This window comes from Tessaracoccus lacteus (assembly GCF_029917005.1).
Classification (GTDB): Bacteria; Actinomycetota; Actinomycetes; order Propionibacteriales; family Propionibacteriaceae; genus Arachnia; species Arachnia lactea.
The window spans coordinates 2948856-2963728 of sequence record NZ_CP123967.1 but is presented as its reverse complement, the minus strand read 5'-3'; the positions used below and the strand labels follow the sequence as shown (position 1 = coordinate 2963728).

The window sequence follows — 14873 nt, the reverse complement described above, 5'->3', positions numbered from 1 at the left end:
TGCTCGGAAAACTGTCGGTGGCGGGTCGTAGCGTGGCCTCGTGGAATCCAGACGACGCGACGACTCCCGGGAGGCGACCAACCGCCTCCGCGCCGGTGTCGCGCTGCGTCGCCGCGGTGAGGCCGAGGAGTTGGAGGCCCTGTGCGACCTGGCCTTGGCGTACCGGCTGGATGAGGCCGATCTGTTGGATTACGGGACCGAGGTCTACCGTGACCGCGACACAAAGCTGCCGGAGAAGCTGATCCACCCCGGCGGGGAGGGCACCCCGAGCGTGTCGGAGTTCCTCGCCATGGAGGTTGCCGCGCTGCTGCGGTGTTCCCAGACCGCGGCGATCGAGAGGATCGCCTCCGCCCTGAACCTGAAGTATCGACATCCCATGTTGTTCGAGGCTGTGGTCAACGGGGAGGTCGAATCGTGGCTCGCGGCGAGGGCGGCGTGGTTGTGTCGGGATCTGGATCCGATGCAGGCCGAGACCGTCACCGCGCGCTGGCTGCCGAGGCAGTACGGCCTGGTGCCTGGTGCCGCGTTGGGGGAGCTGAAGAAGCTGATCATCTGCGTCGACGTGGCCGCGGCGCGGGAGCGGGAGGCTGAGGCCCGTGCGCGGCGTGGGGTGTGGCTGCGGGATGAGGAGCCGGGGGTCACGAGCATCGGTGGTCGGCTTGATGTGTTGGATGGCCGGATCGTCGACGAGCGTCTGCATCAGATCTCGGAGCGGTTGAAGGCCCGGTATCCCGGGCTGGACCACTCCGCCCGCCGCGCGAAGGCACTCTCATTGGCCATGAACCCCGACCTGCTCCTCGCCATCCTCGAAGCAGATCAGCCCGCACTGGCCATCGACTGCGACAGCCCAGGTGAGGGTCCCGACTGTCGGGGTATCGACTGCAACGGCGCGGGCGGCGGCCTCGACTGCTCGGACAGCGACCACGACACGCCGGTGATCACGGCGGTGCCGGATGAGCCGCCGGACGAGGACGAGGCGCCGTTCCCGGACGAGTTGCCCGAGATCGAACCCCCACCTCCTCCCGGACCAGGTCCTTTCGCTTCGCTCAAGGCACCTCGACAGGCATGTGCTGAGCCCCGTCGAAGTGCTCGGCGACCCGACCAGCCCCCTGATCTACCCGACCGGTTCGCGGAGCCGCCATCAGGGTTCCCTGAGCTTTTCGAAGGGCGCCGAGCGCAGCGAGGCGAAGACCCGCCACCCCACACGGCACGCCTGGACGGGGCCGGGACAGAACCCAGTCCACATGCCAGGCGGTCCGAAGACCCACCGCCGCCCACACCTGCGCCGTTGCCGAGGGTGGAGATCGTCGTGCACATCACCGCGGACACCGAAGGAAACCTCGACCCCGTCGCGACGGTCGAGCGAGTCGACACACTCACCACCGCCCTGCTCGGCGAACTCCTCGGCGACGCCTACCGCAACGGCGAGATCGCGCTGAAGGTCCAGCCCGTCATCGACCTGAACAACACTCCGGCCGCGGACGGCTACCGGCCGACGCAGCGGATGCGCAAAGCCCTCCGGCTCCTCCGACCCACGGAGGCGTTCCCGTTCTCCACCCGCACCCGCCGCCTGGACATCGACCACAACACCACCTACCTGCCCGGCCGACCGGGCCAGACCCGGCTGGACAATCTGGCCCAGCTGTGTCGCCGGGTCCACCGCGGCAAGACCAAGGGTGCGTGGGTGCTGAACCAGATCACACCCGGCCACTTCCGCTGGACCAGCCCCCTCGGTTATGTCTACGAAGTCACCAGCGGCGGCGCCTGGCTGGAATGCACCCCCGACCTCGGACCCCAGCTCAGCACCGTCGACAAGACCATCCAGGACTGGTGCGACACCATCGCCGACGCCACCACCCTCGCCCGCTGCGGCTGACAGCCTCCGTCCCACGCGGAGCGGCTGACTTCCCTTCGCTGCGCTCAGGGCACCTCGACAGGCTCGGCGAACCGGACCGGGCACCTCGACAGGCTCGGCGAACCGGACCGGACACCTCGACAGGCTCAACGACCCCGGACCAGGCACCTCGACAGGCTCGGCGAACCGGACCGGACACCTCGACAGGCTCAACGACCCCGGACCAGGCACCTCGACGGCCCTCTGCTGAGTCCGTCGACCCGCGTGGCCCTCTGTTGCGCGCAGTGCGGTTTGACAGGCCCGGCGATCGTTCCCCTGTGCAGACCAGGCTCCCTTTCTCCCGCACAACGATGCGCATATGGGGGCAGCTGCAACATGTGAACAGCAGCGCCGACATGGGCATCGTTGTGCACGGAAGTCGAGCTGGGACGAGGTTCTCTCGGGCTGACGGGGGTCCCTTCGCAGCACTCAGGGCGCCGCTACGGGCCTGTACTGAGCCTGTCGAAGTGCTCGGCGATCGGGGTTGGCACCTCGACGGGCACACGACCTGAGGGGAAGTGCGGAGGGGCGGCGACGCGGGAGCCAGCCGCGCCCGCACGTGGGGCGACGGACGGGCGCGAGTTTTCTTATGAGAATCCTGAGAGAACTCAGGTTCCCGACGCCCGTCAGTTGGGCGTCTGAGCGTGGAGGTCCCCGCGAACCTGTGGGACGGCGGCGCCCAATTTGAGTTTTAGCTGAGGATTTCTCAGAATAGAAGGGATCTGTCCAAGGAGTATCTGTGACCCGCAACCGCGTCCAACCCCGGCACGCACTCGACTACACCCCCGCCGCACCCCCGCGGCGACTCGGCCGCATCGTGGTCGGCCTGGCGGCCACCGCTGTCGGCCTGAGCGGTGTGGCCGTGGCCAGCGCGTCGACCACGACGGCCAGCGCCTCCCTGGGTGTGTCGAGTAGCACCGCCACGGCATCGGCGACCCGGAGCGCCGACACCACCAGCCGCAGCGAGCAGCGCGAGCCCCTCACCCCGGCCGCATCCGCATCGCCGTCGGCCAGCGCCACGGCTTCGGATGCGGACGCCGAGGCCGCCACCGATGCCGCCTCTGCCGCGGACGCCGGTGCCACGGCAGAGGCGATCGAGACCACCGAGGTCTCCAGCATCTCCGACGTCGCCGCGCTCAAGGCCGCGGAGGAGGCGGCCGCAGCAAAGGCCGCCGCCGAGAAGCTGGCCGCGGAGAAGAAGGCTGCCGCGGAGAAGAAGGCTGCGGAGGAGAAGAAGGCTGCGGAGGAGAAGGCCGCGGCCAAGAAGAAGGCGGCCGCCAAGAAGGCCGCGGCCGAGAAGGCCGCCGAGGAGGCGGCCTCCCGGGTCTCCCTCCCGGTCAACTCGGGCAGCTACCGCATCAGCGCGACGTTCGGCCAGACCGGCTCGTGGTCGAGCTACCACACGGGCCTCGATTTCGCGGCCGGCGTCGGCACCGAGATCGACGCGATCGTCTCCGGCACCGTCGTCTCCGACACCGCAGGCAGCTGGTCCGGCACGCACGTCGTGATCCAGGCCGCCGACGGCAGCTACACGCTCTACTGCCACATGAGCTCGAAGAACGTGGAGGTCGGCGATACGGTCACCGCCGGCGACAAGATCGGCGAGGTCGGGGAGACCGGCCGTGCGTTCGGGGCGCATCTGCACCTCGAGTACTACACGGCCGACCAGACCCCCGGCGACATCTACAACGCGTCAGACCCGGGCAAGTATCTCGCGGGTCTCGGCCTCGACTACTGACCCGCTCGCTCTCTTCAAGCCGCCTCCTCGACCTCCAGCTTGTCGCCCACCTCGACGTCTGAGAGCTTGTCGCCGATCGTCATGCCGTAGAACGAGCGGTGCACGAAGTAGGCGCTGACGAGGAAGAACACCACTGCCAGCGAGCCGGTCAGCGCCGTCCCGTACTGGGCCTGCAGCGACACGGCCAGCTCGACCGCCAGCAGGCCGAACAGCGTCGTGAACTTGATGACCGGGTTGAGGGCCACTGACGAGGTGTCCTTGTAGGGATCGCCGACGGTGTCGCCGACGATCGTCGCTTCGTGCAGCGGGGTGCCCTTCGCGGCGAGGTCCACCTCGACGAGCTTCTTCGCGTTGTCCCAGGCGCCGCCCGCGTTGGCCATGAAGATCGCCTGGTAGAGGCCGAACAGTGCCATCGCGATCAGGTAGCCGATGAAGAAGAACGGCTCGACGAACGAGAAGGCGAGCGTCGCGAAGAACACGCCGAGGAAGATGTTGAACATGCCCTTCTGCGCGTACTTCGTGCAGATCTCGACCACCTTCGACGAGTCCTCCTCGCTTGCGCGGGTGGCCTCGCTGTCGAGGTCGATCGTCGTGCCGATGAACTCCACCGCGCGGTAGGCGCCAGTGGTGACCGCCTGCATCGAGGCGCCCGTGAACCAGAAGATCACCGCCCCTCCGACCAGCAGGCCGAGCAGGAACGGCGCGTGCAGCAGGGACAGGTTCTCGACGTCGTGCTCCAGCCCACCGGTCAGACCCATCATGATCGAGAAGATCATGGTCGTCGCCCCGACGACGGCCGTGCCGATCAGCACCGGCTTGGCGGTTGCCTTGAACGTGTTGCCGGCCCCGTCGTTGTCCTCGAGAAGGAACTTCGCCCGCTCGAAGTCGGGCTCGATGCCGTAGTCACGCTGCAGTTCGGCCTCGATGCCGTCGATCTCCTCGATCGTGGACAGCTCGAAGACCGACTGTGCGTTGTCCGTCACCGGCCCGTAGGAGTCGACGGCGATCGTCACCGGCCCCATGCCCAGGAACCCGAAGGCCACGAGGCCGAACGCGAACACCGCCGGCGCCAGCATGAACGACGCCATGCCGAGCGTGGAGATGAAGTACGACACGGCCATCAGGCCCGTGATCGCCAGCCCGAGCCAGTAGGCGGAGAAGTTCCCGGCCACCAGGCCCGACAGGATGCCGAGCGACGCTCCGCCCTTGCTGGACGACACCACGACCTCGCGCGTGTGCCGCGACTTGGTCGACGTAAATGCCTTCACCAGCTCCGGGATCAGCGCGCCTGCCAGCGTGCCGCAGGACACGATGAGCGACAGCTTCCACCAGAGCCCGTCCTCGAGCCCGCCGATCAGCAGAACGGAGGTCCCGAACGTCGCCGCGATGCACAGCCCCGACGTGATCCACACCAGCGTGGTCAGCGGGCGCTCGAAGTCCATCTCCTCGGCGTCGCCGTAGCGGGCCTTCGTGATGGCGTGGTTGATGAAGTACGACAGGCCGGACGCGACGACCATCACCGCTCGGATGACGAAGATCCACACCAGCAGCTGGATCTGCAGCGTCTGGTCGGGCACGCCCAGCAGGATGAATGTGATGAGCGCGACGCCCGTGACGCCGTAGGTCTCGAACCCGTCGGCCGAGGGGCCGACGGAGTCGCCGGCGTTGTCACCCGTGCAGTCCGCGATCACGCCGGGGTTGCGGGCGTCGTCCTCCTTGATGCGGAAGACGATCTTCATGAGGTCGGCGCCGATGTCGGCGATCTTGGTGAAGATGCCGCCCGCGATGCGCAGGGCGGAGGCTCCGAGCGACTCGCCGATGGCGAAGCCGATGAAGCACGCGCCCGCGATCTCGCCGGGCAGCATCACGAGGATGATGAGCATCATCGCCAGCTCGACCGAGATCAGCACCATGCCGATGCTCATACCGGAGCGCAGCGGGATGTCGTGGACCGGGTACGGCCTGCCCGCCAGCGATGCGTGCGCGGTCCGTGCGTTGGCAAGGGTGTTGACGCGGATGCCGTACCATGCGACCGCGTACGAACCGGCCATGCCGATCAGCGAGAACCCGATGACGACTGCGGTCTTGCCGACGCCGAAGCCAACCAGGAACAGGTAGTAGACGACGATGATTGTCGCGATGAACGCCCACAGCAGCAGCAGGAACCGGCCCTGCTGCTTTAGGTAGGCCTTGCAGGTCGTGTAGATGAGCTCGGAGATCTCGCGCATCGCCTGGTGCGCCGGCATCCGCTTCAGTGAGCGGTAGGTCAGCACGCCGAAGCACAGGCCCAACGCGCACACGATGAGGCCGAGGCCCAGCAGCACGTCGCCGGGGAGGCCGATGAAGGACACCTGGCCGAGGTCAGGAAGCTGGAGGTTCGCCTCGCCGCCGATCTCGTGCCCGCTGGTGCCGCCCCCACCAGCGCAGCCGGCCAGCAGCAGCGCAGCCGATCCAAGGAGGACCGCGCGTCTTGCTCGCCCCCGTCGCATCGAGCTTCTCCCCGGATCCGCGGCGGGGCGCGGGGGCGTGGGACTGGTGGGGGATGAGACGTTCATTGCGTTCTCCAGAGTGTGACTGGCGGCGGTGCCGATCACGCTTAACACTACGACCTGTAGTACCTCCTGGGGAGGGGTTTGCACCTTCCGTGTGCAGAATGTTTGCCCTACTGTTTCCCAATGCAGTCCGACGGGGAGCTCCTCGACCTCGACCTGCCCCAGCGCCCTCCGGCCAGGCCGGCACGACAGGGCTGGCCGGTGGTGGTGGCCGTTGTCATTTTGATGGGCGTCGCGGTCGCCGCAGGGCTTCTCGTGCAGCGTCAGCCGAGCCGCTACCCCGCCGGGGAACCGACCGAGGCCTGGTTCCAGGCGGACGTCATCGACGTCATGGCGGCCGGCGACGATCAGCTGCTCGTCGTCACGCTCGGGGACGGCGCCTCGCACCGAGTCCAGCTGCGCGACGGCGTCGATGGGGACATCCGCTGGTCGGTCGAGGACGAGACGGGCCTGCGAGTCGCGTCCGACCTCCCCGGCACGCGGTGGGTGGCGCTGACGGAGGACCGTGGATCCTTCGACACCACGACGCGGATGGTGGGCGTGCAACTCCTCGACCGCGCCTCGGGTGACGTCGACGAGGTGCTAGCCCTGGCGGCCAGCCGCACGACCGACTCCACGGTGCTCGACTCGTCGCTCCTGAGCAGCGTCGACGGCACCCTCGTCCTCATCGAGCCGGCGGCCGAAGGGGACGCCTACGCGGTGTCGCGGCTCCGATCGCCCCGCCGCGACGACGCCGAGTGGACCTCGACGGTCCCCTCCACGCTCGTGCCCGACGTGTACGGCCGTCGGCCGCCGGTCGAGCGCGACGGCTGGCTGCTGTTCCCGGCCGGCTACGATTCCATCGGCACCCCCCCGCTGTACACCCTCGCCCTCGAACTCGACACGGGCGAGGTGGCCGAGTGGGTGGACCCGGACCTCCCCTTCTCCGTCGTCGACGACACGGCCGTCACCTGGGGAGCCGACGGCAGCCTCCGCGGGCTGGACCTCGCCACGGGACGCGAGCTCTGGACGCGCAGCGACCCGATCTCCTGGCTCCTGGCCGACGGGGGAATCCTCGCTGAGGTCATCGACGGCCCGACGGCCACCGTGAGGCTGCTGTCGCCGAGAACCGGCGAGGTGGTGTTCGACCTGGCCGTCGACGCGTTCCCCACGGCCATGCTCCGCTACGGGGACATCCTGGTCCTCGCAGACGGGTCCGCCTCCTTCGGCATCGAGACCGTCACGCAACGGTGGAACCCGGTGCTGGCCTACGACCTGAGGAACGGCTCCCTGCTGTGGAGCGCTCTCGACGACGCCGACGCGTCGCTCGACTTCGTGGTGACGCTCAGTGCGGGAGCAGGGCAGATCCTGGTCACCACGAGCACGGACCGCTGGGGAGACATGGCCCTGCACGGCATCGACCCAGCGACCGGCGCCCTGACCTGGACGTGGGGACCCGAGGAGGCACTGGTGCAGCAGACCGGTGCCAGGTGGACCGTGCTGTCGGGGGAAGGCATCTCCGTCCTCGGCTGAGCCGCCCACAGCGCAGCCCCGTCGATCCTGACTACAGTGGCTGCCATGACAGCAGAGAAGCTGGAAATCCACGTCATCGCTGACTCCACGGGGGAGTCCGCCGTGCGGATCGCCAGGGCTGCGCAGGCGCAGTTCTCGACGAGGCAGTTCACGATCGTCCGGCACCGGAAGGTCGCCACGACGGGCGCCCTGATGCAGGCTCTGGAGCAGATCCGGGCCGCCGCGCCGCACGCCGCCGTGCTGCTCACTCTCGTCAACGAGGAACGTGCCGAGCTCGTGCGGAACTTCTGCGACGACGAGTCCATCCCCTACGCCGACCTGATGACCGACGCGATCACCGCGCTGGAGAAGATCAGCGGCGAGGAGGCCGAGCAGGTTCCGCGGCGCCCGCTGAACGTCGAGGCCGAGTATTTCGTGCGCATGGCGGCCATCGACTTCGCCGTCCGCAACGACGACGGCGCACTCCCGCAGATGCTCCGCGAGGCCGACATCTGCCTCGTCGGGCCGTCGCGATCCGGCAAGACTCCCCTGTCGATCTACCTCGCCTACCTCGGCTACAAGGCCGTCAATGTGCCGCTCGTCCCGGGCATCGAACCGCCTCCGGAGCTGTACGAGGTGGACCGGTGGCGCATCGTCGGGCTGACGATGGACGCCGAGCGGCTGCTGAAGATCCGCAGCCAGCGCGTGAAGGGGCTGGGCGGCTTCGGGACGAAGGACGGCTACGCCGACCTAGCGAAGATCTACGACGAGCTGGACGAGATCGCCAAGGTGCACCGACGCCTTGGCTGCCCGATCATCGACACCACCGGCATCGCGCTGGAGGAGGCCGCGAGCCGGATCATCGACATCGTCGACGCCCGTGCGGAGAAGGCGGGATCGCGCCTGAGACGCCCGGCGGGCATCGCCAGGCCGAAGGTTGCCTGGTCGCCGCTGCCCTGAGCGCCACGTCCTGGCGATCCGCCTCGACGAAGGTTGCCAGTGACCTACCGGGCGTAGTTCTGCACGGCTAGGGTTGTCAGGACAAGGGGCGACGGAGCCCCTGGGCAGTCGAAGGAGATTTCCCCGCATGAATGACGTCCGCTACATCTACGACCTCAGCGAAGGCGACGCGAGCATGAAGCCCCTGCTCGGCGGCAAGGGAGCCGGCGTGGCAGAGATGAACAAGGTCGGGGTCCCGGTCCCCGACGCGTTCACCGTCACCACGAAGGCCTGCGTTGAGACGATGAACAACGGTGGCACCTGGCCCGAGACGCTCGCCGAGCAGATCGCGCAGGGCCTCGCCCGCCTGGAGCAGCGCACCGGCCGCACGCTCGGCGGCACCACGAAGCCGCTGCTCGTCTCCGTCCGCTCCGGCGCCGTGTTCTCCATGCCCGGCATGATGGACACGATCCTGAACCTCGGCATCTCCGACGAGTCGGTCGTCGCGGTGGCGGAGGAGTCGGGCAACGAGCGCTTCGCGTGGGACTGCTACCGCCGCTTCATCCAGATGTACGGCGAGGTCGTGGAGGGCGTGCCGTCGCACGTGTACGAGGACGCCCTGTCCGCGCTGAAGAGCAGCCGCGGCGTCGAGAACGACACGGACCTGACGGCCGAGGACCTCAAGGAGCTCGTCGCCACGTTCAAGGAGATCTCCAATGAGCAGCTGGGTGGCGAGTGGACCAGCGATCCGCGTGAGCAGCTGAACCGCGCCGTCAATGCCGTGTTCAAGTCGTGGCAGAACCCGCGCGCCGAGGTCTACCGCCGCGCCAACAACATCTCCGCCAGCCTCGGCACCGCCGTCAACATCATGCAGATGGTCTTCGGCAACCGCGGCGACACCTCCGCCACCGGCGTCTGCTTCACCCGCAACCCGTCGACCGGCGAGAAGGCCCTCTACGGCGAGTTCCTCGTCAACGCGCAGGGCGAGGACGTCGTCGCAGGCATCCGCACCCCGCGGCCGCTCGCCGAGATGCGGGAGGTCCTCCCCGAGGCCTACGACCAGCTGATCGACACCATGCACCGCATGGAGAACCACTACAAGGACATGCAGGACATGGAGTTCACCGTCGAGGACGGCAAGCTCTTCCTGCTCCAGACGCGCAACGGCAAGCGCACCGCCGCCGCGGCTCTGAAGGTCGCCTCCGACCTCGTCGACGAGGGCATCATCACCAAGAACGAGGCGCTCCTTCGCATCGAACCCGGCCAGTTGGACCAGCTCCTGCACCCGGCCATCGACCCCAGCCACGGCAGGCAGCCGGTCGCCCTCGGCCTCCCCGCCTCGCCGGGCGCCGCCGTCGGCGAGATCGTGTTCGACGCCGACACGGCCGCCGAGCGCGGCGGGCGCGGCGAGCCGGTGATCCTGGTGCGCTTCGAGACCACCCCCGACGACATCCACGGAGTGATCGTCGCCCAGGGCATCCTCACCGCGCACGGAGGCATGACGTCGCACGCGGCGGTCGTCGCGCGCGGCATGGGCAAGCCCTGCGTGGCCGGCGCCCAGGGCATCCGGATCGACCCCGTCGCCAAGACGCTGACGATCGGCGCCACCGTCTTCCACGAGGGCGACACCATGACGCTCGACGGGTCCGTCGGCAAGGTCTACGGCGAGGCGCTCGCTCTGATCCCGCCGCAGATCAACGAGGACTTCCAGCGCGTGGTGCAGTGGGCCGACGAGGTTCGCCGGCTCGGCGTCCGCGCCAACGCGGACAATTTCGAGGATGCGACGAAGGCGCGCGAGCTGGGTGCGGAGGGCATCGGCCTGTGTCGCACCGAGCACATGTTCATGGCCCAGGACCGGCTCCCCGCAGTCCGCAAGATGATCCTGGCCGACACCCCGGAGCAGCGCGCGGCCGCCCTGGCCGAGATCCTGCCGATGCAGCAGACCGACTTCGAGGGCATCTTCACGGCGATGAAGGGGCTACCCGTGACGGTGCGTCTCCTCGACCCGCCGCTGCACGAGTTCCTGCCCAACCTGGTCGAGCAGTCGCTGCTCGTCCAGCGGCTCGAGCTCGAGGGCGGCGACACGGCCGAGCTGGCGCAGGCCAGGCAGACCCTCAGCCAGGTCAAGAAGCTGCATGAGCTGAACCCGATGCTCGGCACCCGCGGTTGCCGGCTGGCGATGCTCTACCCGGAGATCCCGGAGATGCAGGCCCGCGCGATCATCCGCGCGGCGCTGGCGGTGCTCGACCGTGAGGGCGAGACGGTTGGGGTCGAGATCATGATCCCGCTCGTCGCGCTGACCAAGGAGCTGGAGACGCAGCGGGCGATCGTCGTCGCGGCGGTGGAGGAGGAGTTCGCTGCCGCCGGCCGCAGCCTCGATTACACCGTCGGCACGATGATCGAGCTACCGAGGGCGGCGCTGATCGCGGACAAGATCGCGGAGCACGCGGACTTCTTCTCGTTCGGCACCAACGACCTGACGCAGACCACGATCGGCATCTCGCGCGACGACGCGGAGAACGGCTTCCTGACCAACTACGTCATGGAGCACGTCCTGGAGCGCAACCCGTTCGAGTCGATCGACGTCGAGGGCGTCGGGCAGCTCGTCACGGAGGGCGTCACGAAGGGCCGCAGCACCAAGCCGAAGCTCAAGACCGGCGTCTGCGGCGAGCACGGTGGCGACCCGGACTCGGTGGAGTTCTTCAACTCCGCGGGCCTCGACTACGTGTCCTGCTCGCCCTTCCGGGTGCCGATCGCCCGCTTCGCGGCGGCCAAGGCCGTTCTGCAGCAGGCCTGAGCCTCTCAGCGCGACGCCGTGCCCTCTGGGCGCGGCGTCGCGCCTGTGGAGAACCTGCAGGCACGTCGGCGCGCACCCCTAGACTGTCGGAGACCCGACGAAGGAGCCATGATGTCGACCAACCACGGCCCGGACTTCACCGGCCCCGGCTACAGCAGCGCCGAGCCGACGGTCCCGCTCGGCCGGTACGGCAGCGCGTCGGAGCCCACGGTTCCGCTCCGCGGCGAGCCCACGACACCGATCCCGTCTCCCGCCGTGGCCGAGCCGACCAGGCCCATGTGGGAGAGCGTCGCTCCGAACCCGGCGCCGGCCGCGCAGCCGTCTCCGGCGCAGCCGCTGCCGTACGGGCAGCAGGTTCCCGGCTACGGTGCGTCGACCTACGGGCAGGAGCCCTATGGCGGTCCGTATGGGCCGGCTCAGCCGTACGCGCAGCCCCAGCCCTACGGGGCGGCCCAGCCGTACGGGCAGGTGCAGCCCTATGGTCAGCAGCCCTACGGGCAGGTCCAGCCATACGGGTACGGGCTCTACCAGCCCTACCCGATGGCGTACATCCCCGAGCACCCCCGCTCAGGCACGATCCTGACGCTCGGCGTCGTGAGCCTCCTCATCCCGATCACGGCGCCGTTCGCCTGGTACTTCGGTGTCCGCGCGAAGCGCGACATCGCAGAGGGCGCGCCCTACCGCTACGGCGGCACGGCCCGTGCGGGCGAGATCATCGGCATCGTGATGACCATTCTCCAGGCGCTGTTCTGGCTGCTGGTCTTCATGGGCCTCTTCACCAGCTAGGAGGACCGTCCGGGTGGGTGTGGATATCGCTCCGCGGTGCACACTGGGGCGGCATGCTGGGGCTTCGCCGGTGTCGCACGATTCCGCGGCGCTGGATATGTCCTCGGCCCGCCTCACATCAGTGCAAGACTGGTGACCAGTTGTCAGAACCGAGATGGGAGATCTCATGACGCAGCCCCAGGGCTCCAGCCCTTACGAGCCCCAGTCGGAGCCGAGCCAGGGCTCCGCCCCGCAGCAGCCCAGCTATGGGCAGCCTTCCTACGGGTCCCCCGAGCAGCCGTCGGCCTACAGCGCGAGCTCGCCCCAGCCGCCGAGCTACGACCAGTCGGCCTACGGCGCTCCCCAGCAGCCTTACGGTCAGCCGCAGCAGCCCTACGGCGCGGCCCAGCCATACCAGCAGCCCTACGGCTACCAGGCGGCGGAGCACCCGCAGGCGCAGACGGTGTTCATCCTCGGTATCGTCGGCATCTTCGTCGGCATCATCCCCTTCATCGCCTGGTACCTCGGTGCGCAGGCCAAGAAGGAGATCGAGGCCGGAGCGCCGTACCCGTTCGAGGGGAAGCTGAAGACCGGCTACCTGCTCGGCAAGGTCTTCTCGATCATCTACCTCGTGATCATCGCGCTCTACATCGTGGGGATCATCGCCCTCATCGGTTTCGGCGCCATGCAGTCCTGACGTCGGTTTCAAGGCCGGGCACCCGCAGGGTGTCCGGCCTTCGTCATCCCCGGGGGCGGCGCTCGGCATCTTCACGGCTGATTGACGTGTGAGGTGCCCGGCGGGAAGCCCCTATGAACGAGACGACGCTCACGCGACGAGCGACCGTTACTACCGACACGGTCTTCCCGTGAGCCGACCACCCCGACGCCGGGCCGGCCCTCGCGCTCGGCATCACCGGCGTGCTGCCGTAGGCATATCGCTCGTCTGCGGTCCTCTGCCTGGCGCCTCGGGTCCCATCGGTCGGGACATCAGGGCGGCCGGGACCTTCCGCTGGGAGGGCAAGGTGCGGACCGGCTACTGGCTCGTCACGATGTCCACGCTCGCCCACGTCGCCGTGCTGATCGTCGCGCCGGCGGCCCAGCTCGGCTGAACGCCTTGTCGGACGACACTTGCGGCCCCGTCGGGGGCGTGGGAGTCTGGTGACCGACAGCGATGGAGGCCCCATGTCCCAACAGCCGCCGTACAACGGGTACCAGCAGGGCTATCAGCAGCCACCGGCCCAGCCGGGCTACGGATATCAGCAGCCCTACTACGGTTACCAGCCGCCCGCCGAGCACCCGCAGGCGCAGGCCGTCTTCATCCTCGGCATCGTCGGGATCTTCACCGGCATCCTGTCCTTCGTCGCCTGGTACCTGGGGTCCGAGGCCAAGAAGGAGATTGAGGCCGGCGCGCCCTACCCCTTCGAGGGCAAGCTGAAGACCGGCTACCTGCTCGGCAAGATCCTGGGCATCATCAGCCTCGCCTGCGCCGGCCTCGGGTTGCTGCTGCTGATCGTCTACTTCGTGATGATGCTCGCCATCTTCGGCGCCTTCATGTGACCACGCGTCCCGGCTCGGGCGCAACACGATTGTGGTCGGTACGCCGAGCAGGATCGTGTTCGACACCCCTCCGGACGGACGTGCTCCGGTGCGCCTGGGTGCGATGAGCACATCCTCCTTCTCGTCGCGGATGGCAAACGATCACACGGCCTTTTCGGGCGACGACAAGTGTGTCGTGCTCATCGAGGCGTCGGTCCGGAGTCTGGTGTCCTCAGCGGACGAAGACCGGCTGGTCCTTCGTCGAGCGCGCCTTGTCATAGGCGTAGCCGTCGCCGTCGAACTCGACTATCCGCGACGCGGTCCGCACCCGGTTGCGCACGAGCCACGCGGCCATGGTTCCGCGGGCGCGCTTGGCGTAGAAGCTGACGACCCGGGGCCGCCCCTTCGCGTCGCGGTCCTCGAAGCGGGGCGAGATGACGCGGTGCCCGAGTCGCCGGACGTCGATGACGCTGCCGTACTCGTTGCTCGCCAGGTTCACCAGCACCGGGGATCCAGGCGACGCGGCGAGGTCCTCGGCCAGCAGGTCGGTCACCTGCGTTCCCCACCAGTCGTAGAGCGACCGGCCGCGCGTCGTGGCCAGGCGCGTGCCCATCTCGAGGCGATGCGGCTGGATGAGGTCCAGCGGCCGGAGCAGTCCGTAGAGGCCCGACAGGATGCGCACCGTCTTCTGGGCTTCGGTGAGGTCCCGCGCGTCGAACTCGCGGGCGGCCATGCCCTGGTACACGTCGCCGTTGAACGCGAACACCGCCGGCCGAGAGTTGGCCGGCGTGTGGTCGACGTCGAACTCTCGGTAGCGCGTGGCGTTGAGGTGGGCCAACTCGTCGGAGATGTGCATCAGCGTCGCAATGTCGGCGGGCGACTTCTCCCGCATCACCTCGATCAGCTCGGCCGACTGCTCCACGAGCCGCGGCTCGGTGTGCTTCTTCGTCGGCAGCTTCGTGTCGAAGTCGAGCGACTTGGCGGGGGAGAGCACCGTCAGCATGCGCCCGAGTCTACCGACCGCGCCCCGACCCGATGCCGCGATGAGCACGACACACTTGTCGTCGCCCGAAATCGCCATGTGATCGTTGACATCCGCGACGAGAAGGAGGATGTGCTCATCGCGCCCCGAGCTCCCCGACATGCCCGTCGCCCGACGCG

General features: G+C 68.5%; 10 protein-coding genes. 8 read left to right on the top strand and 2 right to left on the bottom strand.

Features of this window, described 5'->3' with window-relative positions:
- The first annotated feature begins 40 nt into the window (after positions 1-40).
- Together QH948_RS13685 and QH948_RS13680 are read left to right on the top strand one after the other, a co-directional pair.
- Positions 41-1876, top strand: a complete 1836-nt coding sequence (locus QH948_RS13685; RefSeq protein WP_281144883.1) for a DUF222 domain-containing protein — start codon at positions 41-43, stop codon at positions 1874-1876.
- Positions 1877-2633: 757 nt separating this feature from the next.
- Positions 2634-3632, top strand: coding sequence for a M23 family metallopeptidase (locus tag QH948_RS13680; protein WP_281144882.1), 999 nt, complete (start codon positions 2634-2636; stop codon positions 3630-3632).
- A 14-nt stretch (positions 3633-3646) separates the two neighbouring features.
- Here QH948_RS13680 and QH948_RS13675 read toward each other — a convergent pair whose 3' ends face one another.
- Positions 3647-6121 carry a sodium-translocating pyrophosphatase gene (locus QH948_RS13675; protein ID WP_281144881.1) on the bottom strand — a complete coding sequence of 825 codons (2475 nt, stop codon included), beginning with the start codon at positions 6119-6121 and terminating at the stop codon, positions 3647-3649.
- A 186-nt stretch (positions 6122-6307) separates the two neighbouring features.
- Between QH948_RS13675 and QH948_RS13670 the strand changes: the two genes are divergently transcribed.
- From QH948_RS13670 to QH948_RS13645, 6 genes are all read left to right on the top strand, one after another.
- On the top strand, positions 6308-7696 hold the full coding sequence (locus QH948_RS13670) for an outer membrane protein assembly factor BamB family protein (RefSeq protein WP_281144880.1): 1389 nt from the start codon (positions 6308-6310) through the stop codon (positions 7694-7696).
- A 45-nt stretch (positions 7697-7741) separates the two neighbouring features.
- Positions 7742-8635: a pyruvate, water dikinase regulatory protein gene (locus tag QH948_RS13665; protein ID WP_281144879.1), complete on the top strand. Its 894-nt coding sequence runs from the start codon at positions 7742-7744 to the stop codon at positions 8633-8635.
- A 127-nt stretch (positions 8636-8762) separates the two neighbouring features.
- Complete coding sequence (gene ppdK, locus QH948_RS13660; protein WP_281144878.1) at positions 8763-11411, top strand: pyruvate, phosphate dikinase; 2649 nt, start codon at positions 8763-8765, stop codon at positions 11409-11411.
- Between the two features lie 108 nt (positions 11412-11519).
- Positions 11520-12197, top strand: a complete 678-nt coding sequence (locus QH948_RS13655) for a hypothetical protein (protein ID WP_281144877.1) — start codon at positions 11520-11522, stop codon at positions 12195-12197.
- 166 nt (positions 12198-12363) lie between these two features.
- Complete coding sequence (locus QH948_RS13650) at positions 12364-12873, top strand: hypothetical protein (protein WP_281144876.1); 510 nt, start codon at positions 12364-12366, stop codon at positions 12871-12873.
- A gap of 485 nt (positions 12874-13358) precedes the next feature.
- The gene (locus tag QH948_RS13645; RefSeq protein WP_281144875.1) at positions 13359-13733 is read left to right on the top strand and encodes a hypothetical protein; all 375 of its coding nucleotides are present in this window, start codon (positions 13359-13361) and stop codon (positions 13731-13733) included.
- Between the two features lie 211 nt (positions 13734-13944).
- Here QH948_RS13645 and yaaA read toward each other — a convergent pair whose 3' ends face one another.
- The gene (yaaA, locus tag QH948_RS13640; protein WP_281144874.1) at positions 13945-14715 is read right to left on the bottom strand and encodes a peroxide stress protein YaaA; all 771 of its coding nucleotides are present in this window, start codon (positions 14713-14715) and stop codon (positions 13945-13947) included.
- Positions 14716-14873 lie beyond the last annotated feature (158 nt).